The sequence below is a fragment of the Nocardioides sp. CCNWLW239 genome (genome assembly GCF_037137035.1).
Lineage (GTDB): Bacteria > Actinomycetota > Actinomycetes > Propionibacteriales > Nocardioidaceae > Nocardioides.
Genome location: NZ_JBBBNW010000006.1, coordinates 169,033 through 189,618, shown reverse-complemented (window position 1 = coordinate 189,618; position 20,586 = coordinate 169,033). Strand labels below are relative to the sequence as shown.

Annotated in this window: 18 protein-coding genes; 8 read left to right on the top strand and 10 right to left on the bottom strand. The window is 70.9% G+C overall.

Features of this window, described 5'->3' with window-relative positions:
- The 6 genes from hutI to WBG06_RS21565 form a co-directional block, all read right to left on the bottom strand.
- The gene (gene hutI / locus WBG06_RS21590; protein WP_336739121.1) at positions 1–1,149 is read right to left on the bottom strand and encodes an imidazolonepropionase; all 1,149 of its coding nucleotides are present in this window, start codon (positions 1,147–1,149) and stop codon (positions 1–3) included.
- A gap of 79 nt (positions 1,150–1,228) precedes the next feature.
- The gene (locus WBG06_RS21585) at positions 1,229–2,587 is read right to left on the bottom strand and encodes a formimidoylglutamate deiminase (RefSeq protein ID WP_336739119.1); all 1,359 of its coding nucleotides are present in this window, start codon (positions 2,585–2,587) and stop codon (positions 1,229–1,231) included.
- Entirely contained in the window at positions 2,584–3,801 is a 1,218-nt protein-coding gene (locus tag WBG06_RS21580) for an allantoate amidohydrolase (RefSeq protein WP_336739117.1), read from the bottom strand. The genes WBG06_RS21585 and WBG06_RS21580 overlap by 4 nt, the downstream gene beginning before the upstream one ends.
- 96 nt (positions 3,802–3,897) lie before the next feature.
- Positions 3,898–5,553: a urocanate hydratase gene (gene hutU, locus WBG06_RS21575; protein ID WP_336739115.1), complete on the bottom strand. Its 1,656-nt coding sequence runs from the start codon at positions 5,551–5,553 to the stop codon at positions 3,898–3,900.
- Positions 5,554–5,722: 169 nt separating this feature from the next.
- On the bottom strand, positions 5,723–7,264 hold the full coding sequence (gene hutH, locus WBG06_RS21570; protein WP_336739113.1) for a histidine ammonia-lyase: 1,542 nt from the start codon (positions 7,262–7,264) through the stop codon (positions 5,723–5,725).
- Positions 7,265–7,287: 23 nt separating this feature from the next.
- Positions 7,288–8,460 (bottom strand): LCP family protein, encoded by a 1,173-nt coding sequence (locus tag WBG06_RS21565; protein ID WP_336739111.1) that lies wholly within the window; start codon positions 8,458–8,460, stop codon positions 7,288–7,290.
- Positions 8,461–8,646: 186 nt separating this feature from the next.
- Here WBG06_RS21565 and WBG06_RS21560 point away from each other — a divergent pair, with 186 nt between their 5' ends.
- The 3 genes from WBG06_RS21560 to WBG06_RS21550 are packed head-to-tail and all read left to right on the top strand — an operon-like array spanning position 8,647 to position 11,056.
- A complete protein-coding gene (locus WBG06_RS21560) occupies positions 8,647–10,134 on the top strand; it encodes a DNA-3-methyladenine glycosylase 2 family protein (protein ID WP_336739110.1) in 1,488 nt (495 codons plus the stop codon).
- A complete protein-coding gene (locus WBG06_RS21555) occupies positions 10,134–10,613 on the top strand; it encodes a methylated-DNA--[protein]-cysteine S-methyltransferase (protein WP_336739108.1) in 480 nt (159 codons plus the stop codon). Before WBG06_RS21560 ends, WBG06_RS21555 begins: the two co-directional genes overlap by 1 nt.
- Entirely contained in the window at positions 10,613–11,056 is a 444-nt protein-coding gene (locus tag WBG06_RS21550; RefSeq protein ID WP_336739106.1) for a hypothetical protein, read from the top strand. The genes WBG06_RS21555 and WBG06_RS21550 overlap by 1 nt, the downstream gene beginning before the upstream one ends.
- A 99-nt stretch (positions 11,057–11,155) precedes the next feature.
- Here the strand turns inward: WBG06_RS21550 and WBG06_RS21545 are convergent, their stop codons facing one another.
- Positions 11,156–11,878, bottom strand: coding sequence for an IclR family transcriptional regulator (locus WBG06_RS21545; RefSeq protein WP_008358359.1), 723 nt, complete (start codon positions 11,876–11,878; stop codon positions 11,156–11,158).
- Positions 11,879–12,021: 143 nt separating this feature from the next.
- Between WBG06_RS21545 and leuC the strand changes: the two genes are divergently transcribed.
- A complete protein-coding gene (gene leuC / locus WBG06_RS21540) occupies positions 12,022–13,434 on the top strand; it encodes a 3-isopropylmalate dehydratase large subunit (protein WP_336739104.1) in 1,413 nt (470 codons plus the stop codon).
- A 3-nt stretch (positions 13,435–13,437) separates the two neighbouring features.
- Positions 13,438–14,043 carry a 3-isopropylmalate dehydratase small subunit gene (leuD, locus tag WBG06_RS21535; protein ID WP_336739102.1) on the top strand — a complete coding sequence of 202 codons (606 nt, stop codon included), beginning with the start codon at positions 13,438–13,440 and terminating at the stop codon, positions 14,041–14,043.
- A 123-nt stretch (positions 14,044–14,166) separates the two neighbouring features.
- On the opposite strand, the gene WBG06_RS21530 is transcribed toward leuD, so the two are convergent.
- Positions 14,167–15,357 (bottom strand): hypothetical protein, encoded by a 1,191-nt coding sequence (locus WBG06_RS21530; RefSeq protein ID WP_336739100.1) that lies wholly within the window; start codon positions 15,355–15,357, stop codon positions 14,167–14,169.
- A gap of 250 nt (positions 15,358–15,607) precedes the next feature.
- Here WBG06_RS21530 and WBG06_RS21525 point away from each other — a divergent pair, with 250 nt between their 5' ends.
- Complete coding sequence (locus WBG06_RS21525; RefSeq protein WP_336739099.1) at positions 15,608–16,360, top strand: hypothetical protein; 753 nt, start codon at positions 15,608–15,610, stop codon at positions 16,358–16,360.
- Here the strand turns inward: WBG06_RS21525 and cofC are convergent.
- On the bottom strand, positions 16,357–16,998 hold the full coding sequence (gene cofC, locus WBG06_RS21520; RefSeq protein ID WP_336739098.1) for a 2-phospho-L-lactate guanylyltransferase: 642 nt from the start codon (positions 16,996–16,998) through the stop codon (positions 16,357–16,359). The two genes, WBG06_RS21525 and cofC, sit on opposite strands and share 4 nt — an antisense overlap.
- Before the next feature lie 60 nt (positions 16,999–17,058).
- Here cofC and WBG06_RS21515 point away from each other — a divergent pair, with 60 nt between their 5' ends.
- The gene (locus WBG06_RS21515) at positions 17,059–17,823 is read left to right on the top strand and encodes a lysophospholipid acyltransferase family protein (RefSeq protein ID WP_336739096.1); all 765 of its coding nucleotides are present in this window, start codon (positions 17,059–17,061) and stop codon (positions 17,821–17,823) included.
- Positions 17,820–18,848 carry an NAD(P)H-dependent glycerol-3-phosphate dehydrogenase gene (locus tag WBG06_RS21510; RefSeq protein WP_336739094.1) on the top strand — a complete coding sequence of 343 codons (1,029 nt, stop codon included), beginning with the start codon at positions 17,820–17,822 and terminating at the stop codon, positions 18,846–18,848. Before WBG06_RS21515 ends, WBG06_RS21510 begins: the two co-directional genes overlap by 4 nt.
- Positions 18,849–18,909: 61 nt before the next feature.
- Here WBG06_RS21510 and WBG06_RS21505 read toward each other — a convergent pair whose 3' ends face one another.
- Positions 18,910–20,562 carry a glycosyl hydrolase family 18 protein gene (locus WBG06_RS21505; protein ID WP_336739092.1) on the bottom strand — a complete coding sequence of 551 codons (1,653 nt, stop codon included), beginning with the start codon at positions 20,560–20,562 and terminating at the stop codon, positions 18,910–18,912.
- Positions 20,563–20,586: the final 24 nt, after the last annotated feature.

Genomic DNA, 20,586 nt, shown 5'->3' with positions numbered 1-20,586 from the left:
TCAGACCGGGCGGCCCCTGCTCCAGACCTTGTGGGTGAGAGGGACCCCGGGGCGGTAGGCCAGATGCTTGGCGGAGGGGGCATCGAGGGCCTGCAGATCGGCGCGGCCGCCGACGCTGATCCGTCCCGCCGAGTCGTCGAGGCCGAGCGCAGTCGCGCCACCGACCGTCGCCGCCCAGACGGCTTCCTCGAAGGTCAGGCGCTGCTGGAGGACGGCGGTGGCGACGCAGAACGCCATCGACGTCGTGAAGGACGAGCCGGGGTTGCAGTTGGAGGCGATGGCGATCGTGGCGCCGGCGTCGACCAGCTCGCGGGCCGGGGGAAAGGGCTCGCGGGTCGAGAGGTCGCAGGCAGGCAGGAGCGTGGCGACGGTGGCGGATCCGGCGAGCGCGTCGATGTCCGCCGGGCTCAGGTGGTTGCAGTGGTCGACGCTCGTCGCGCCGATCTCGACGGCGAGCCGAACGCCGCCGGACTCGCCGAGCTGGTTGCCGTGGAGCTTGAGGCCGAGCCCGGCGGCGCGGCCGGCCTCGAGGATCTCGCGGGACTCCTCGACGTCGAACGCGCCCTGCTCGCAGAAGACGTCGATGTAGGTCGCATAGGGCGTGACGGCGGAGAGCATCGGGCCGGTCACGAGGTCGATGTAGCTTCGGCGGTCGGTCTCCGCGGGGACGACGTGAGCGCCCAGGTAGGTGACCACCTCGGCGTGCTCGGCGCTGATCCGCGCCAGGCGCTGCTCGGTCTCGACGTCGAGGCCGTAGCCGGTCTTCGCCTCGATGGTCGTGGTCCCGCCCCGGTAGGCCTCGTCGCGGAGCGCTCGCGCTCGCGCTCGCAGGTCGTCGTCGGTCGCAGCACGCGTGGCTTCGACCGTACGCATGATCCCGCCGGCCTCGTAGGGCCGGCCGGCCATCCGGTCGACGAACTCCTCGGCGCGGTCGCCCATCGAGACCAGGTGGGTGTGGGAGTCGACCCAGCCGGGGAGGACGGCGCGGCCCTCGAGGTCGTCCCGCGTGTCCGCTGCAGGGGCGTGGTCGGCGGGGCCGATCCAGGCGATCCTGCCGTCCTCGATCACCACGCCGGCGTCGTGAAGGGTGCCGTGCTCGTCGGTGTGGGTGGTCAGCTCGCCGATGTTCGCCAGCAACAGGCTTGTCATCGGATCTCCTCCGTAGCGCAAGCGCCAGAATACGGACGCGACCCGATGAAGGGTCGACTGGTCGCTCGCTGACGCTCGCTCATCGGATCTCCTCCAACGCTTCGGTGATCATGGTGGCCGGGTCGCGACCATCGGCCAGACGTCCGTTCTCGACGACCACACGCCCGCCGACCACGACCGTGGTGACGTCGGTGGCGGTCGCCGCGAGAGCGAGCTGGTCGAGGGCGGCTCCGGCGGTGCGTACGGAACCGGGGTCGAGCTCCACCAGGTCGGCACAGGCTCCGACGTGGAGGCCACCGCGGAGACCGCCTGCGGCGTAGCCTTCGTTCGCTCGGGCACCTTCGAGTTCGGCGGGGGAGAAGCGCCCGCGCTGTCGGCTGCGGAGCCGCTCGCCGGCCTCCAGGCCGCGCACCTCGAGCCAGGGGTCGACGACGGCGTTCTGGTCGGAGCCGAGAGCGATCCGGACACCCGCGTCGGCGAGCTCGCGGGCCGGGCCGATGCCGTCGCCGAGGTCGGCCTCGGTGGTCGGGCACATCACGACCCCGGCACCGCTGTCCGCGATGAGGGCGATGTCGTCCTCGGTCAGGTGGGTGGCGTGGACGAGCCAGGTGCGGGGCGAGAGAGCGCCCGCGTCGGCGAGCACCTGGGTCGGCGTCCGCCCGTACGCCGCGAGCGACTGCTCGTTCTCGGCCGGCTGCTCGGAGAGATGGACGTGCAGGGGCACGTCGGTGGGCAGCCGATCGGCGACGATCGCGATGTCGTCGGGGCGGACGGCACGTATCGAGTGAATGGCCGCGCCGACGGTCGCCGTCGACCCGGCTCCTTCTCGCCACGGCGGGAGGATGCCGCGGTCGCGGAGCCCTTCCCATCGGTCTGACCAGGCCTCGGCCGTGCGGTCGCCGAAGCGCCGTTGCTCTGGTAGCAGGTCCTTGCCCGGCCCGCTGGTCAGGTAGAGGGTGTCGAGCAGGGTCAGCCGGATGCCGACGCGGGCGGCCGCCCGGGCGAGCGCGACCCCGAACGCGTTGGGGTCCTCGTATGGAGTCCCGTCGGGGCGGTGGTGGACGTAGTGGAACTCCGCGACGCTCGTCCAGCCGGTGACCAGCATCTCGGCGAAGACGGCCTCGGCGAGGCGTTCGTAGGAGTCGGGGGTGAGGCGGCCGGCGACGGCGTACATCTGCTCGCGCCAGCGCCAGAAGTCGCCGGCCGATCCAGCGACGCCGTCGTGGGTCCGGCCGCGCAGCGCGCGGTGGAACGCGTGGGAGTGAGCGTTGCCGGAGCCCGCGAGCACGGTGCCGAGGCGGAGGTCGGTGGCCTCCGCACTCGCGCCGGAGGTGATCGCGGAGATCCGGCCGTCGGTCACCTCGATCACGATGTCGGCGACCTCGCGTCCCTCGACCAGCGCCCGCTCGGCGTGGATCCGGGTCGTGCCGGCGCTCATCGGGGCTCGCTCGCCAGTATCCGGACCACCTCGGTCAGCGCCCGTGCGCCGGCGCGGCAGTCCTCGTCGGAGGCGGTCTCATGGGGCGAGTGGGAGACCCCGGTGGGGTTGCGCGTGAAGAGCATCGCGGTGGGGATCTCGGCGGCGAGGATGCCGGCGTCGTGCCCGGCACCGGTGGCGAGCACCGGCACCCCGTCGAGTGCTTCGACGAGGCGTTCTCGCAGGTTGGCGTCGAAGTGCACGGTGGAGACGTAGGACTCCTCGGTCACCTCCAGGCCGCAGCCGTGCTCCTTCGCAGCCGCATGGGACGCCTCCAGGATCTCCTCGAGAAGGGCCCGGGTCTGCGGGTCGGTGTCACCGCGTACGTCGAGCCAGGCATCCACCCGCGAAGCGATCACGTTGGTGCCTCCCGGGATCGGGGTGAGGCGGCCGATGGTGGCGCGGGCGGAGTCGGGGCCGTCGTGGGCCGAGGCGATCCGCTGGGCGGCCAGGACCGCGGCCGCCATCGCGGCCACCGGGTCGCGACGGTCCCGCATCCGGGTCGCTCCGGCGTGGTTGCCCTCGCCGGAGAAGACCAGCTTCCAGCGGCCGTGGGCCAGGATGCTGGAGGCCACGGCGACCGGGGAGTCGAGATCGGCGAGCCCGACGCCCTGCTCCACGTGGAGCTCGACGAACGCCCCCAGGCTCGCCAGCCGCTCGTCGTCCCGGCCGAGCCCGGCAGGGTCGATCCCGTCCGCTCGGCAGGCCTCGGCGTACGTCACCCCGGTGTCGTCGGTCAGCGCCGCCACCGTGGCGCCCGGGATCGCCCCCGCCATCAGCTTCGATCCCAGGCACGCGATGCCGAAGCGGGACCCTTCTTCCTCGCCGAACGCCGCGACCGTCACCGGCTGGGCCGGGACGAAGCCCTCGTCCATGAGCGCCGAGACCGCGGCCAGTGAGGAGGCGACGCCGAGCGGGCCGTCGTAGGCGCCGCCGCCGGGCACCGAGTCGAGGTGTGACCCGATCGCGATGGTCCCGGTGCCGACCGGGCCCCAATGGGCCCAGATGTTGCCGTTGCGGTCGGTCTCGACCTCGAGGCCGAGCCCTGCCGACTTACGCCGGAACCACTCGCGCAGCTCCAGCTCTGCCGGTTCATAGACGTGCCGGGAGTAGCCACCGCGTACGGGGTCGCGGCCGATCTCAGCGATCTCGCCCAGCAGTTCGACGACGTCCAAACTCACAGTCTTCCTCTACTTCGTTGCCGAGTCGGCTCGTCATGACGGGCCGACTCGGCACGGATCGTGGTCAAGATGAGCCGACTCGACGGGGTGTCAGGCGTCGAGCATCGGGATGTTGAGGCCACGCTCGCGGGCGACGTCGCGCGCGTGGTCGTAGCCGGCGTCCACGTGACGCATCACGCCGGTGCCGGGGTCGTTGGTGAGGACGCGCTCGATCTTCTCGGCGGCCAGCGGCGTGCCGTCGGCGACACAGACCTGACCGGCGTGGATGGAGCGGCCGATGCCGACGCCGCCGCCGTGGTGGATGCTCACCCAGGACGCGCCGGAGGCGGTGTTGAGCAGGGCGTTGAGCAGCGGCCAGTCGGCGATCGCGTCGGACCCGTCCAACATCGCCTCGGTCTCGCGGTAGGGCGAGGCCACCGAGCCGGAGTCGAGGTGGTCGCGGCCGATGACGACGGGCGCCGAGAGCTCCCCGGAGGCGACCATCTCGTTGAACTTGAGCCCGGCGAGGTGGCGCTCCTTGTAGCCCAGCCAGCAGATCCGTGCGGGAAGCCCCTCGAAGTGCACCTTCTCGCCGGCCTGGGTGATCCAGCGCTTGAGGCCCTCGTTCTCGGGGAAGAGCTCGACGATCGCCCGGTCGGTCTTGGCGATGTCCTCGGGGTCGCCCGACAGCGCCGCCCAGCGGAACGGGCCGAGACCCTCCTCGAAGAGGGGGCGGATGTAGGCGGGGACGAAGCCGGGGAACGCGAACGCGTTGGCGAAGCCGCCCAGCCGGGCCCCTTCGCGCAGCGAGTTGCCGTAGTCGAACACCTCGGCGCCGCGGTCCATGAACCCGACCATCGCCTCGACGTGCTTGGCCATCGAGGCCTGCGCCTTCTCGGTGAAGCCGTCGGGATCCTCCTCGGCACGGGCGGCCCACTCCTCGACCGTGTAGTCCAGCGGGAGGTAGGAGAGCGGGTCGTGCGCCGAGGTCTGGTCGGTCACGATGTCGACCTCGACCCCGCGGGCCAGGATCTCCGGGAAGACCGCGGCACAGTTGCCGACGAGACCGATGGAGCGCGGCGTACGGGCCTTCTTGGCCTCTTCCGCCTGTCCCAGCGCGTCCTCGAGAGAGGTGGCGACGGTGTCCATGTAACCGTGGTCGACGCGGCGCTGCAGGCGCGCGGCGTCGACGTCGACGACGATCACGACGCCCTCGTTGAGGGTGACCGCGAGGGGCTGGGCGCCGCCCATGCCGCCGGCGCCGCCGGTCAAGGTGAGGGTGCCGGCGAGCGAGCCGCCGAACTTCTTGCGTGCGATCGCGGCGAAGCACTCGTAGGTGCCCTGGAGGATGCCCTGGGTGCCGATGTAGATCCACGAGCCGGCGGTCATCTGGCCGTACATGGTCAGGCCGAGCGACTCCAGCCGCCGGAACTCCGGCCAGGTCGCCCAGTCGCCGACGAGGTTGGAGTTGGCGATCAGGACGCGCGGCGCCCACTCGTGGGTGCGGAAGACGCCGACCGGCTTGCCGGACTGCACCAGCAGCGTCTCGTCGGCCTCGAGCTCGTCGAGGGTGCGGACGATGGCGTCGTAGGCCTCCCACGACCGCGCCGCGCGGCCGGTGCCGCCGTAGACGACCAGGTCGTCGGGGCGCTCGGCCACCTCCGGGTCGAGGTTGTTCATCAGCATGCGCTTGGCGGCCTCGGTCTGCCAGTTCTTGGCGGTGATCTCGGGGCCGTGCGGGGCGCGGACAGTGCGTGGTTCGCTCATGTGGTCCATCTCACCTCATCGGGGGATCGGGCGTCAGCCCGCCCCGGCGAAAAGCTCGTTCTGGGGGCTGGTATCGGTGCATTTTCCCGCCGCGGCGGGATTCTGTCGTCGGATCTGCAGACCAACGGCGCCACTTCCCGCTGACGGGAAAGTGGCGCCGTCGTAGCGGTCAGTGGATCTCGGCGCGGGTGCGCGCCTTGTCGAGCAGCGCACCGGTGGCGACGAGGTCGACGACGGCCTTGATGTCGGGCGCGAGGAACCGGTCGGGGCCGGGAGCCGGGACCAGGGTGCGGATCTCCTCGACCAGCGCGGCACCCACCGGCCCCGGGCGCTCCGGTGCGCGCATGTCGATCGCGCGGGCAGCGGTGAGGATCTCGATGGCGACGACCTGACGGGCCCCGGAGATGGCGCGGCGGAGCTTGCGGGCGGCGTTCCAGCCCATCGAGACGTGGTCCTCCTGCATCGCGGACGTCGGGATGGAGTCCACGCTCGCCGGGACGGCGAGACGCTTGAGGTCGGAGACGATCCCGGCCTGCGTGTATTGCGCGATCATGTGCCCGGAGTCGACGCCGGGGTCGTGCGCGAGGAACGGCGGCAGCCCGTGGTTGCGGGCCTTGTCGAGGAAGCGGTCGGTGCGGCGCTCCGAGATCGAGGCGAGGTCGGCGGTGGCGATGGCCAGGAAGTCGAGTACGTAGCCGATCGGCGCCCCGTGGAAGTTGCCGTTGGACTCGACCCGGCCGTCGAGGGTGACCACCGGGTTGTCGACGGCGCTGGCGAGCTCGGTCTCGGCGACTCGGGCGGCATGGGCCATGGTGTCGCGGACCGCGCCGTGGACCTGGGGCGCGCAGCGCAGCGAGTAGGCGTCCTGGACCCGGGTGAACCCGGTGCCGCGGTGATCGGCGACGATGCCGCTGCCCGCGAGAACGGCCCGGATGTTGGCGGCCGAGGTCGCCTGGCCGGCGTGCGGACGCAGCGCCTGGAGATCGTCGGCGAAGACGCTGTCGGTGCCCTGGAGCCCTTCGATGCTCAGCGCACCGGCGATGTCGGCGGTGGCCACCAGATCGTCGAGGTCGGCGAGCGCCAGGACAAGCATCGCCAGCATCCCGTCGGTGCCGTTGATCAGCGCCAGCCCCTCCTTCTCGCGGAGCGCGACCGGGGTGATCCCGGCGGCGGCCAGCGCGTCGGCGGCGGGAACCAGCTCGCCGGAGGCGTCGCGTACGTCACCCTCGCCCATCGCCGCGAGCGCGCAGTGGGCGAGCGGCGCCAGGTCACCGGAGCAGCCCAGCGAGCCGTACTCGCCGATCACCGGGGTGATCTGGGCGTTCAGCAGCGCGGCGTAGGTCTCGGCGACCTCGGGACGCACCCCGGTCCGCCCGGTGGCGAGGGTCGAGAGGCGCAGCAGCATGAGGCCGCGTACGACCTCCTTCTCGATCTCCGCGCCCGAGGAGGCGGCGTGCGAACGGACCAGCGAGGCCTGCAGCTGCGCGCGGTGCTCGGGCGGGATCGAGGTGTTGGCCAAGGCCCCGAACCCGGTCGAGATGCCGTAGTGCGGCCGGGTGTCGTGGGCGAGGTCCTCGATGAGCGCGCGGCTGGTGGCCATCGCCTTCATCGACTCGTCGGTGAGGGTGATCGGGGCGTTGTGGCGGGCGACGGCGACTACCTGATCGAAGGTGAGGGCACCGACCCCGACGGGAACCGTGGTGTTGGTCATGAGGTGAGTGGATCACATCACACTCAGGCGGTGGAGCAGAGGCCGTTGTCAGCGGCGTCCTTCTCCCTCTCCTCGGGGGTCACGGACTCGGCCGGAACATCGTCCGGCGAGGCGCTGACCTCGGGATTCGTGGGTGCAGCAGTGCTGGTCGGGGCGTTGGTCGGGGCGTTCGTCGGGGAGGCCGGTGCGGCGGCATCGCGGAGCGGGCGGTCCGCGAGCATCCGCTGCCACAGCTCGTCGGCCTCCGGGAGGATCCGGAGGCGACCCCAGTGGGGATCGCCTTCGGGGAAGGCCTGGTTGGGCACGGTCTCGAACTCGATGCTGCCCGGGTCGACGTTGCGCATCTCGCCGGCCAGGTCGGCCAGGCCGGCCACGGAGCCGATGTCGGTGGTGATCGATCGGGACAGCTCGGTGGCGAACGAGGCCAGCCGGCTCGGGCGGGTCAGGGTGCCTGCGGAGAGGACCTTGGTCGCGAGGGCGGTGAGGAAGTACTGCTGGCGTCGCATCCGGCCCAGGTCGGCGTTGGGGGTCGAGGAGCGGTTGCGGACGTAGTCGAGCGCCTGCTTTCCGCGCAGGTTGTGGGTCCCGGCGGGCAGGAAGATGTTGTGCTCCTCGTCGTCGATCGCCTCGGGGATGCAGATCCTGACGCCTCCGACGGCGTCGACCATGCCGCGGAACCCGGCGAAGTCGAGCGCGAGATAGTGGTCGATCGGGATCCCGGTGAGCAGCTCGGTCTGCCGCGCGGTGCAGATCGGGCCGCCCAGGGAGTAGGCCTCGTTCCACATCACGTCGCTGGCCGCAGGGATCGTGGTGCCGTCCGGGGCGGTGCACTCGGGTCGGTCGACGAGCGCGTCGCGCGGGATCGAGACACCGTAGGCCGACTCGCGGTCGGCGGCGACGTGCAGCAGGATCGTGCTGTCGGAGCCGCCGGAGCCACCCTCGCCGTCGATCGAGCAGCCGTCGCAGTCACGCCCGTCGGTGCCCAGGATCAAGATGTTGAGCGGCTGCTTCGGACCGTCGGCCGCGTCCTCGGGCTCGTCGACGAGGTGGTGGATGTCGCCACCGGAGCCGAGGTTGCGGTTGAGGCGGTCGTAGAACGCCCACGTGCCGATCCCGGTGCCGACCGCCAGAAACAGCATCGTGACCACGACGGTGAGCACGACCGTACGTGTGCCCGACCTGCTTTCCGACCCCATCACCCTCCCTCGCCCGTCCGTGTGGGCAGACCACCTGCGTGCGCAGCCCCCACAGGTTGTACGCACCAGTGAGCCGAGAGGTTGCTGCATTCAGTTGACGGCAGAAAACTGCATTGTGAAACCATGAGGAAGGCACTGTCCGAAAACCGCGCGTAAATTCGTTCCGAACGCGGCAACATGGTGGACATGGATGGGACGACGAGCGTGAACGGACTCGACTTCGAATCGTGCTACCGCGCCGTTCGATCGCGCGACCGGCGCTTCGACGGGGTCTTCTACACGGCAGTGGCCTCGACCGGGATCTACTGCCGCCCTTCGTGCCCGGCCCGCACGCCGGCACTCGTCAATGTCTCCTTCCACCGGACCGCCGCGGCGGCCCAGGCCGCCGGCTACCGCGCCTGCAAGCGCTGCCGCCCCGACGCCACGCCGGGCAGCCCCGAGTGGGACGTGGCCGCGACTCTGGCCGGACGGGCGATGCGGCTGATCGCCGACGGTGTCGTCGATCGCGAAGGAGTCGAGGGGCTGGCCCGCCGGGTCGGCTACTCGCCGCGCCACCTGACCCGGCTGCTGACCACCGAGCTCGGTGCCGGCCCGCTGGCGCTGGCCAGAGCGCGGCGCGCGCAGACCGCGCGGACGCTGGTGGAGACCACCGAGCTGGGCTTCGCGGACATCGCCTTCGCGGCAGGCTTCTCGAGCGTACGTCAGTTCAACGACACCGTCCGCGAGGTCTATGCGGCCTCGCCGACCGAGCTGCGCGGGCGCCGCGGCTCGCGGCGCCGCGCCGACGGGACGATCGCGCTGCGCCTGGCGGTCCGCACCCCGTTCGCCGGCCGCGCCCTGCATGCGTTCCTGCGCGACCATCTGGTGCCCGGCGTCGAGGCCGCCGGGGTCGAGGACGGGCGGCTGTGGTTCGCCCGCACGCTCGACCTGCCCAACGGGCCGGGCACGCTGCGTCTCGAGCTCGCCGACATCCCCGAGGGCGAGACCGGATTCGTGCACGCGACCTTCAAGCTCACCGACCTGCGCGACACCACCGCTGCGGTCGAACGCGCGAGGCGGCTGCTCGACGCCGACTGCGACCCGCTCGCGGTCGTCGACGCCTTCGCCGACGACCCGGTGATCGGCCCGCTGGCCCGGGCACTGCCGGGGCTGCGAGTGCCGGGCACCGTCGACGGGGGAGAGCTGGCGCTGCGTACGATCGTGGGGCAGCAGGTCTCGGTCGCCGGTGCGCGCACGGTCCTGGCAGGGATCGTCGCCGAGCACGGCCACCCGATCGCGACCGACATCGAGGGCCTGACCCATCTGTTCCCGTCCGCGGAGGCTCTGGCGGCCGCCGACCCGGCCGGGCTGCCCATGCCGCGCGCGCGTGGACGGGCGGTCATCGGCCTCGCCGCGACCCTGGCCTCCGGTGAGCTCCAGCTCGACCGTGGCACCGACCGTGACGTCGTGCACGACCAGCTGATCGGCCTTCCCGGGATCGGGCCCTGGACCGCCGACTACATCGCGCTGCGCGCGCTCGGCCACCCCGATGTCTTCCTGCCGACCGATGTCGGCATCCGACGAGCGCTGGACGTGCTCGGTGCGCCCGCGGCGGACGTCGCCGCGTGGCGGCCGTGGCGCTCGTACGCCCTGCTCTACCTGTGGACTTCACTGACTGCCTTGGAGGAACTCTGATGTGGACCATCATCGACTCGCCCGTCGGCGAGCTGCGACTGGTTGCGCTCGACGGCGCGATCACCGCGATCGACTTCATGCCGGCTCTCTATGCCGAGGGACGGCCACGCGGGGAACGCTCCGACTCGGACCCGTTGCTCCTCGAATGTGCTCGCCAGCTCGCCGAATACTTCGCCGGCGACCGGACCGCCTTCGACCTGCCGTTGGCCCCGGTCGGAACGCCGTTCCAGGCACGGGTCTGGGAGCAGCTGCAGAAGATCGAGTACGGCACCACCTGCTCCTACGGTGAGATCGCCGGCCGTCTGGCGATGACCGGCCACGGCGCTCGCGCCGTCGGGCTCGCCAACGGCAGGAACCCGATCCCGATCGTCATCCCGTGTCATCGCGTCGTCGGCGCGAACGGCTCTCTGACCGGCTACGCCGGGGGCCTCGACCGCAAGACGACGCTGCTGGGTCTGGAGAGCGGCGCCCTCTTCTGATGCCGAGACGTCAGCTGGGTCGGCCGAAGCGTCAGTCGTGGCGTACGCCACTCGCGGTCGCCGTGCTCGCGGCCGTCCTCGCCGGGTGCGGTGAGTCCGTCGGGACCGCCGAGCCTTCCGAGTCGTCGGCCGGTGAGAGCGCGACCGGGCGCGAGGTGTCGGTCGACGGACCCGCCCGATGCGACCATGACGTCTCCAGCGACGAGGCGAAAGGCACGATCGAACGCGTCGGCGGCCTCCAGCAGCCGACGTGGTCCGTACGGTTCGCGGAGAGCACCGCGGCCGGTGTGGTCGTGCTGGTCGACGGTGATCTCGAGGACGCCGAGGCGCGGCTCTTCGGTGACTACGGCGTCGCCGTCGTCGTCGGGATCAGCGAGGATCAGACGCGGTCCGAGGACTTCGAGGCCGTGCGTGAGGCGGTGCGGGAGATCTGCGGCGGCTGAATGCTCGCCGAGTTGCCTCGGTCCGGTGACGCTTCCTTCGTGGAACTCCGCGAAGGAAGCACGCGCTCATCGAGGTGACTCGGTGAGCAGCCGGGCCAGCTACTCCGCAGCCGCCCGCCGCAGCGACTCCGAGAGCCGGTCGGCCGCTGCGAGGACGGCAGGGGCGTGCATCTTGCCGGGCTGACGGGTGAGCCGCTCGAGCGGGCCGGAGACGGAGACGGCGGCGATGACCTTGCCACCGGGGGAGCGGACCGGAGCGGAGACCGACGCGACACCGGCCTCGCGCTCGCCGATCGACTGGGCCCAGCCGCGGCGGCGGATGCCGGAGAGGGCGGCCGCGGAGAAGGCGGCGTTCTGCAGGCCGCGGTGGAGGCGCTCGGGGTCCTCCCAGGCAATCAGTATCTGAGCGGCCGACCCGGCGCGCATGGTGAGCTGAGAGCCGACGGGGATGGTGTCGCGGAGACCGGAGGGACGCTCGGCGGCGGCGACGCAGACCCGGAAGTCGCCCTGGCGCCGCCACAGCTGCGCCGACTCGCCGGTGATGTCGCGCAGACGTGCCAGGACGGGGCCGGCGGTGGCCAGCAGTCGGTCCTCGCCGGCGGCGGCGGACAGCTCGGCCAGCCGCGGGCCGAGGACGAAGCGGCCCTGCATGTCGCGGGCGACCAGACGGTGGTGCTCGAGCGCGACCGCGAGACGGTGCGCGGTCGGCCGGGCGAGGCCGGTTCCGGCCACCAGACCCGCCAGGGTCGCCGGGCCGGACTCGAGCGCTGTGAGCACGAGAGCGGCCTTGTCGAGAACGCCTACACCACTGGAACTGTCCATATCGCAAGACTAACTTCTCAGAACCTGAGATGCAACGTTACTCTCGGAGAAGCAGACTGGAAGTGGCGGATCTGACCTTGCGACTCGACGCTCGACCCGCCACCGGCCACTACAGACCAAAGATGCCAGATGGAGAACGTGTCATGGGCAGGACCTTGTCGGAGAAGGTGTGGGACGAGCATGTCGTCCGGTCGACCGCGGGAGAGCCCGATCTCCTCTACATCGACCTTCACCTCATCCACGAGGTGACGAGTCCGCAGGCCTTCGAGGGCCTGCGCCTGTCCGGCCGGAAGGTACGCCGCCCGGACCTCACCATCGCCACCGAAGACCACAACGTACCGACCCTCGACTGGGACAAGCCGATCGCCGACCCGGTCAGCCGTACGCAGGTCGAGACGCTGCGCAAGAACGCCGAGGAGTTCGGCGTACGTCTCCACCCCCTCGGCGACGCCGAGCAGGGGATCGTCCACGTGGTCGGCCCGCAGTTGGGGCTCACCCAGCCGGGCATGACCATCGTCTGCGGCGACTCGCACACCTCCACGCACGGTGCGTTCGGCGCGATCGCGTTCGGCATCGGCACCTCTGAGGTCGAGCACGTGCTGGCGACCCAGACGCTGATGCAGGACAAGCCGAAAACGATGGCCGTCACGGTCAACGGCACGCTGCCCGAGGGCGTCAGCGCCAAGGACCTGATCCTCACCCTGATCTCCAAGACCGGCACCGGCGGTGGCCAGGGCTACATCGTGGAGTATCGCGGCGAGGCCATCCGTGAGCTCTCCATGGAGGCCCGGATGACGATCTGCAACATGTCGATCGAGTGGGGCGCCAAGGCTGGCATGATCGCTCCCGACGAGACCACCTTCGCCTACATCAAGGACAAGCCCGAGGCGCCGAAGGGTGCCGAGTGGGACCAGGCCGTCGCGCACTGGAAGTCCCTGGTCACCGACGAGGACGCCACCTTCGACAAGGAGATCGTCCTCGACGCCGCCGAGGTCACCCCGTTCGTCACCTGGGGCACCAACCCGGGCCAGGGCGTCCCGCTGGGCGCGGCTGTCCCGAGCCCCGACGACTTCGAGGACGCCGACGAGAAGATCGCGGCCGAGAAGGCGCTGACCTACATGGGTCTCGAGGCCGGCACCCCGATGCGGGAGGTGCACATCGACACCGTCTTCCTCGGCTCCTGCACCAACGGCCGCATGGAGGACCTGCGCACCGCCGCCGACATCATCCAGGGCCACCACGTCGCCGAGGGCACCCGCTTCCTGGTGGTGCCGGGCTCGGCCAAGGTGCGCCTCCAGGCCGAGGAGGAGGGTCTGCACAAGATCTTCCTCGACGCCGGCGCGGAGTGGCGCGGCGCGGGCTGCTCGATGTGCCTGGGCATGAACCCCGACACCCTCGCCCCCGGCGAGCGGTCGGCCTCCACGTCCAACCGCAACTTCGAGGGTCGCCAGGGCAAGGGCGGTCGCACCCACCTGGTCTCGCCGGAGGTGGCCGCCGCCACCGCCGTACGCGGCACCCTCTCCTCGCCCGCCGACCTCGTCACTGTTGGAGCCTGAGTCATGGACAAGTTCACCACCCACACCGGCGTCGGCGTGCCGCTGCGCCGCAGCAACGTCGACACCGACCAGATCATCCCCGCGGTCTACCTCAAGCGTGTGACCCGCACCGGCTTCGAGGACGGTCTCTTCGCCGCCTGGCGCAACGACCCGTCCTTCGTCCTCAACAACGAGGCGTACGCCGGGGCCTCCGTCCTCGTCGCCGGCCCCGACTTCGGCACCGGCTCCTCGCGTGAGCACGCGGTCTGGGCGCTGATGGACTACGGCTTCCGCGTCGTCATCTCCTCGCGGTTCGGCGACATCTTCCGCGGCAACTCCGGCAAGGCCGGCCTGCTCGCGGCGAAGGTCGACGAGAAGGTCGTCCAGAAGCTGTGGGACTACCTCGACGACAACCCCGGTGCCCAGATCACCGTCGACCTGGAGTCGCGCACCGTCCGCGCGGGCGAGGGCGTCGACGCCATCGAGGACTCCTTCGACATCGACGACTACACCCGCTGGCGTCTCCTCGAGGGCCTCGACGACATCGGCATCACGCTCTCCCACGAGGACGACATCGCCTCGTACGAGGCCACCCGCCCCTCCTTCAAGCCGGTCACCCAGCACGCCTGAGCACCGCCCAGAAGCGCCCGGCGGCCGAAAGGTCGCCCCCGTCGGCCGAGACGTCACGCCCGTGACGTCTCGGCCGACGTATGTGACGCTTCGGCCGACGGGGCTGACGCTTCGGCGCGGGGGTTAGGGGAGGCGGATCTGGCGGCCGTCGGCACCACGCTGGGAGCCGGTGATGCGGTCGCAGGAGCCGGTGTCGACCCAGCAGCGGAGGTACCAGGACTCGGCCGCGGTCGCGGTGTAGAGGACGACGCTGCGATCGGACTCGAAGCCGGCGACGCGTACTTTCTCGACGGAGTCGGGTATGCGCAGGTCGATGTGCTCGGAGGTGCTCATGTTGACCGCGATGCCGCGCTCGGCGCCGTAGCTGATCATCCCGGGGTCGCTGGGGTTGCGGGCGATGGCGACGATCGAGCCGTCGGGGGAGTCGGCGACGGATCCGGGCAGCGGAGCGTGGACGCCGGGCTGGGTGAGGCTGCCGTCGGCCTCGATGGCGGCGAAGCGGGCCTCCCACTCGCTGGGGTTGTGGAGGAGTACGCCGCGGCGCAGCGGGATCAGCTGCTGGTAGCCGAGGGGCAACGAGATCCGCTGGGTCGCATGGCCGGGATCCCACGCCGTCACCGGCGGCCGCGAGACGGTCAGCTCGCTGTAGTTGCCGGGTGCGGCCGGAGGCGTCGGAACGATGCCGGTGCGGAAGTAGGCGCGGGTGCGGTCGGTGCCGAGGATCGCGGTGGCGACCGGGGTGCCCTCGAGCGCGAGTCGGTCGGTCTCCTTGCCGGTCGTCGTGTCCACCGCGACGAGCGCGGACGTGGCGTCGCCGGTCTGCTGGAGAGCGAAGAGCCGGGTGCCGTCTTTGCTCAGCACCGGCTGGGTCCACAGGCCGGGGATCTGGACGGTCGTGCCGCGGCGCGCGATCCACACCGGGCCGGGCTCGTCGGCACGCCCGTACATCAGCACCGTCCACCCGGCCACGCTCATCTGAGATCCGTAGACCTTCTGCGGCTGCGCCCCGAGCTGGAGCCGGCCACCCTGGTCGACGAACGGCAGGGTCGTTGCGGGGCCGACGGGCAGATCGGCGTACGTCGCCGGGACGGCGGGCTCGTTGTTGCGGACCGTCGGAGCGGGCGGTGCCGGCGTCGGGGCGTCGGCCCCGGTGCGGCCCTCGGCGAGCCGGGTCGTGTGGACCGCGAGCCAGGCCACGGAGGCGATCAGGGCGAGGACGAGGCAGGCCGAGAACAGCATCCCCGCGCGGCTGGGCCGCGCTGTGGCCGGTGGCTCCTCGATCACCACGGGCGGCCGCTCCTCGTCGATGTGCACGTCGGTGATGGTCGTACCTTCCTCGTCCTGTCTGCCGAAGACTGCGTTCCCGGAGCCGAGCTGTCGGACGTGCCCCGAACGTCTTCACGCTAGTCGTCGTGACACCGAGGATCAGGAGAGTTCAGGTGAACAGTGCGTGTTCACATGCTGTCGGTATGTATCGAATGTGCGGCCATGGCCTATGGTCGATCGGGTGGTGAGAAAACGAGTAGCTGATGCGAGCAAGCAGGCCGGGAAAGTAGTCGGCGTGGTGACGGGCACGGCAGGCAAGCTGGTCTCCGACGTCGTCTCCGGCAAGGTCAAGGTCCCCGCGGTCCCGAAGGTCAAGCTGCCGAGGCCCGGCCGCAAGGCGCCGGCCAAGGCCGAGAAGCCGGTTGCTGAGCCTGTCAAGGCCAGTCCCAGGGAGGCCGCGGCGACGACCGAGAAGGTCGCGCCGGCGGCGAAGCCCGCCGTCGACAAGACGACTGCCGCCAAGAAGACGACGGCCGCGCCCGCGAAGAAGACGACCGCGGCGAAGAAGACGACCGCCAAGAAGGCCTCGGCCAACAAGTCCACGGCGGCGAAGACCACGACGGCGAAGACCACGACGGCGAAGAAGACCGCGGCCAAGAAGACGACCGCGAAGAAGGCTCCCGCCAAGAAGGTCCCCGCCAAGAAGGCGCCTGCGACGAAGACCGCCGCGGCCGACGAGACCTCGACCGGGTCGACCCCGACAGCGTCGACCCCGACAGAGACGACCCCGGCGAAGAAGGCGGTGGCCAAGAAGACGCCAGCGGCGAAGAAGACGACCACGGCGAAGAAGACGGCGGCCAAGAAGGCCCCCGCGAAGAAGACGGCAGCACAGAAGGCAACGGCCAAGAAGACCACGACGGCCGAGACGGCTCCCGCGGCGAAGGCTCCCGCGAAGACCGCTCCCGCGAAGAAGGCGGCCGCGAAGGCTCCCGTCGAAGGGACTTCGACGAGCCCGACCCCTCCGCCCGAGAAGCCGGCCGACGACTCCTAGCCGAGACTGCTGACCCGCACCGAGGCCAGGGCCGTGCGCGGCCCGAGCCCCAGCCTGCGTACGGCCTCGAGGTCCTCGAGGGTGTCGACGTCGTGACGCAGCGATCGGAGGTCGCCCGCCAACGGGTGGGCGCCGCCGGCGCGGTGGGCGGCGGCGGACCCGGGCCCGAACGCGGGCCGGAACTGATCGTGGTGCGCGGTGTAGAGCGTGGTGCCTCCGCCTGCGGCGTCCTCGACGTACGCAGCGCCGAGCCCGCCCGCAGCGGTCAGTGCCATGTCCAGGTCGGTCGGTCGCAACGCGGGCAGGTCGCCGCACAGCGCAGCCGGGCGGAGCCCGGGCCAGCGACGGCGTGCCTCGAGCGCACCTTGCACCAGGGTCTGGTTGAGGTCTCCGCTGACGCCGTCGGGGATCACCGCAGCGCCGAGACGGGCGACGTCGGCGGCGAAGTAGGAGTCGTCGGTGATCACCAGCACCGCGCCGACGCTCGTGGCGGCGAGGCAGGACTCGGCGGTGTCGAGGGCGAACGAACGGGCCAGGTCGGCTCGCTCGTGGGACTCGATCCCGAGCAGCCGCGACTTGCCGCGCGCCGGAGGCTTGACGGGCAGCAGGATGACGTAGCCGGGTGCAGGTGCAGGCATCGAGGTAGATCCTGACAGGTGTGTCACAACATCGCCGAGACGGCCCGGTAGCCTGCCCTGGTGGGAAAGTACCGGAAGTTCCAGGAGGGCAAGCTCGGCTGGCCATGGGTCGTGGCCGTCGGCATCGTGAAGCCCGTGCTTCTCGCCACCACCACCCACCAGTGGGAAGGCGGCGAGAAGATCCCCGAGAACGGGGGAGCGATCATCGCGCTCAACCACGTCTCCGAGATCGACCCGTTCACGGCGGCGCACATCGTCTGGGACTACGGACGTCGGCCGAGCTACCTGGCCAAGGCCGGGTTGTTCAAGGGGCCGCTCGGCAGGTTCCTGCGGGCTGCTCGACAGATCCCGGTGGACCGAGCGGCCGGCGCGTCGGCCTTCGACGCGGCTGTGAAGGCCGTCAACGAGGGCAGCATCGTGGTCGTCTACGTCGAGGGCTCGATCACCAAGGACCCCACGGGCTGGCCCATGCGCGGCAAGTCCGGCGCGGCCCGGATCGCGCTCGCGACCGGTGCCCCGGTCTACCCGGTGGGACAGTGGGGAGCGCAGGAGCTGCTCCCGGCGTACTCTCTCAAGCCGCATCTGATCGGGCGCAAGATGATCCAGATGAAGGTCGGTGACCCGGTGGACCTGAAGGACCTCGAGGTCCAGGACCACACCACCGGCGTCATCAACGAGGCGACCGACCGGATCATGAAGGCGATCGTCGGTCTGGTGGCCGACATCAGGGGCGAGGAGCCGCCCAGCGAGCTCTTCGACCCGAAGAAGGCCGGTGTGAATGCGACCGGCGACCCCCGCAAGACCAAGAAGAAGGACGGCAGTTGAGCGAGCCTCAGAGTGTGAACGGACGCGGCAAGGTAGCGGTCTTCGGAGCGGGCTCGTGGGGCACCGCGTTCTCGGTCATCCTCGCCGACGCGGGCAACGACGTGACCATGTGGGCGCGACGTGAGGAGGTCGCGTCGGCGATCAACGACACCCACGAGAACCCGGACTACCACCCGGGGATCGCGCTGCCGCACAACATCAGCGCCACTCACGACATCGAGAAGGCGGCGTACGGAGCGGAGCTCGTCGTCCTCGCGGCGCCGTCGCAGACGCTGCGGACCAACCTCACCGAGTGGGCGCCGTTCCTGCCCCAGGACGTGCCCTTGGTCTCGCTGATGAAGGGTGTGGAGCTCGGCACTCTGGAGCGGATGAGCGAGGTCATCGCGCACGTCACCGGTGCCGGCCCGGAGCGGATCGCGGTGGTCAGCGGTCCCAACCTGTCTCCGGAGATCATCCGTCGTGAGCCCGCTGCCGGCGTGGTCGCGTGCGCCGACGAGGAGGTCGCCAAGACGATCCAGGCGCGGGTGCACTCGCCGTTCTTCCGGCCCTACACCTCGACCGACGTGGTCGGGTGCGAGATCGGTGGTGCCTACAAGAACGTGGTGGCGATCTCGACCGGGATGGCCGCCGGGATGGGCTTCGGCGACAACACCCAGGCCTCGCTGATCACCCGCGGACTCGCCGAGACCGCCCGGCTGGCGGTCCAGCTCGGCGCCAACCCGATGACGCTGATGGGTCTGGCCGGCCTGGGTGACCTGGCCGCGACCTGCTCCTCGCCGCTGTCTCGCAACCGTACGTTCGGCGAGAAGCTCGGCAAGGGCATGACCACCGCCGACATCCTGGCCTCCAGCCACCAGGTCGCCGAGGGCGCCAAGTCGTCCCACTCGCTGCGTGAGCTGGCCGCGAAGGTCGGCGTGGACGTGCCGCTGGCGCAGTACGTCGACGACGTCGTCTCCGGCGCCAAGACGGTCAGCGAGATCATGGACGAGATGCTCGAGCGGCCGACGAAGGCCGAGACCGAGTAGTACGTCGATGCGGATCGGCCCCGGAGCGATTGCTCCGGGGCCGTCGCTGTTGTGGTGAGCCTCAGACGGTGCCGAGGTCCTTCCACGGGCCCCACTCCTCGGTGCCGGGGGTGTTGCCCTGGGTCCACCACTTGGCCTCCCACAGGTGGCCGCCGTAGGTGACGCGGTCACCGGCGACGTACACCGTCGTGGGCGACCACGCGGCCGCCCCACCTGGCGGGTCGGTCGGCGGGTCGGTCGGCGGGTCCGTGGGCTCCTCGGTCGGCGGGTCGGTCGGGTCGGGCTCCTCGACCGGGCCGCCGGTGCCGTTGCGCATGGCGTCGGCGAAGGTGCCGATCAGCTCGCCCTGGCGGTCGCCGGACAGCTCCCACCACATGCCTCCGCCGAGGCGCTTGGAGATCGCGTAGGCCGCCTTCTGCCTGATCGTGGACACGTTGTCGTAGGTCCACCACTGGTTGCCGTCGTAGCGCCAGGCAGCGCCGGTGGCGGCGTCATAGTGGTCGGTGCCGCGGGTCTTGAGCTTGTCGTAGTCCTCGTTGCCCGCCTCGTACGTCCCCGGTGCCGCGGCGGTCGCCGGACCCCATGGCTGGGCGGACGTCGCGCCCTGCCAGCCGCGGCCGTACGCCGCCATGCCCAGGCCGAGCTGGGCCGGTGAGATGCCGGCGTCGAGGTACTCGCGGACCGACTCGTCCACGCTGAACCGTTTGCCGTCGGGGCGCGGGTCGGCGGGGTCGGGGTAGAGGTTGCCCTGGTGGCCGGTCAGCTTCGGGTCCCAGGCGCCCCACAGGTCGTAGCCCTGGATGTTGCCGAAGTCGAGGGAGCGGAAGATCGCCGGGTCGTTCCAGCCGCCGGCCTCGATGTCCTGCGGGTTGGCCGGGAGGAACGCGGAGAGCTGGTAGTCCTTGCCCGTGGTCGCGCCCAGCGCGTCGAGCTGGGAGCGGAACTCGGCCAGCAGCGCCTTGAAGTTGGCGCGGTCGTTGACCGGGTCGACGTGGTTGCCGGCGTTCCCGTTGGGCGAGCCCGGCCACTCCCAGTCGATGTCGAAGCCGTCGAAGACGCCGGCTGCCGCTCCTGGGCCACCGCGGCCGTCGATGACCGGCAGGTTGCCCCTGATGTAGAGGTCGATGCAGGAGGAGACGAACGTACGCCGCGACTCCGGGGTTGCCGCCGCCAGGGAGAAGTTCTTCGACCACGTCCAGCCGCCCAGCGAGAGCAGCACCTTGAGGTTCGGGTGCTTCGCCTTGAGCTGCTTGAGCTGGTTGAAGGAGCCGGCCAGGGGCTGGTCCCAGGTGTCGGCCGTGCCGGAGACGGACGCGTCGGCTGCGTACGACATCCCGTAGTCGGCGTAGGCGTCGCCGGCGCCGTCGGAGCCGTTGGGCCCATCGCCCTGGGCCTTGTTGGCCTCGAAGCAGGTCAGCGTCTGGTGGTGGATGTTGCCGAAGGCGTAGTTGAGGTGGGTGAGGTCGTCGGCGACCCCGGACGTCTCCAGCTGCTTGAGCTTGAAGGCACGGCCGTAGACACCCCACTGCACGAAGTAGCCGACGTTGCGGTAGCCGTTGATCGCGGTCGGCTCCGCGGCGGCCGTCGTCAGCGAAGCGCTGGACGGGGTGCTGGTGAGGACGAGCGTGCCGGTGAGGGCGAGCGCTCCGGCGAGTGCGCCGATGAGAAGGCCGGCTGTCCGGCGTGATCTTCGTGAGGGCAAGGCGACATGCATGTGACACCTCCGAGTTGATGGCTG

Coding starts and splice junctions, on each gene's coding strand:
- leuC (WP_336739104.1), top strand. CDS start 12,022: ATGGGCAGGACCTTGTCGGAGAAGGTGTGGGACGAGCATGTCGTCCGG.
- cofC (WP_336739098.1), bottom strand. CDS start 16,998: ATGCCTGCACCTGCACCCGGCTACGTCATCCTGCTGCCCGTCAAGCCT.
- hutU (WP_336739115.1), bottom strand. CDS start 5,553: ATGAGCGAACCACGCACTGTCCGCGCCCCGCACGGCCCCGAGATCACC.
- hutH (WP_336739113.1), bottom strand. CDS start 7,264: ATGACCAACACCACGGTTCCCGTCGGGGTCGGTGCCCTCACCTTCGAT.
- WBG06_RS21545 (WP_008358359.1), bottom strand. CDS start 11,878: ATGGACAGTTCCAGTGGTGTAGGCGTTCTCGACAAGGCCGCTCTCGTG.
- WBG06_RS21565 (WP_336739111.1), bottom strand. CDS start 8,460: ATGGGGTCGGAAAGCAGGTCGGGCACACGTACGGTCGTGCTCACCGTC.
- WBG06_RS21585 (WP_336739119.1), bottom strand. CDS start 2,587: ATGAGCGCCGGCACGACCCGGATCCACGCCGAGCGGGCGCTGGTCGAG.
- hutI (WP_336739121.1), bottom strand. CDS start 1,149: ATGACAAGCCTGTTGCTGGCGAACATCGGCGAGCTGACCACCCACACC.
- leuD (WP_336739102.1), top strand. CDS start 13,438: ATGGACAAGTTCACCACCCACACCGGCGTCGGCGTGCCGCTGCGCCGC.
- WBG06_RS21555 (WP_336739108.1), top strand. CDS start 10,134: ATGTGGACCATCATCGACTCGCCCGTCGGCGAGCTGCGACTGGTTGCG.
- WBG06_RS21560 (WP_336739110.1), top strand. CDS start 8,647: ATGGATGGGACGACGAGCGTGAACGGACTCGACTTCGAATCGTGCTAC.
- WBG06_RS21550 (WP_336739106.1), top strand. CDS start 10,613: ATGCCGAGACGTCAGCTGGGTCGGCCGAAGCGTCAGTCGTGGCGTACG.
- WBG06_RS21505 (WP_336739092.1), bottom strand. CDS start 20,562: ATGCATGTCGCCTTGCCCTCACGAAGATCACGCCGGACAGCCGGCCTT.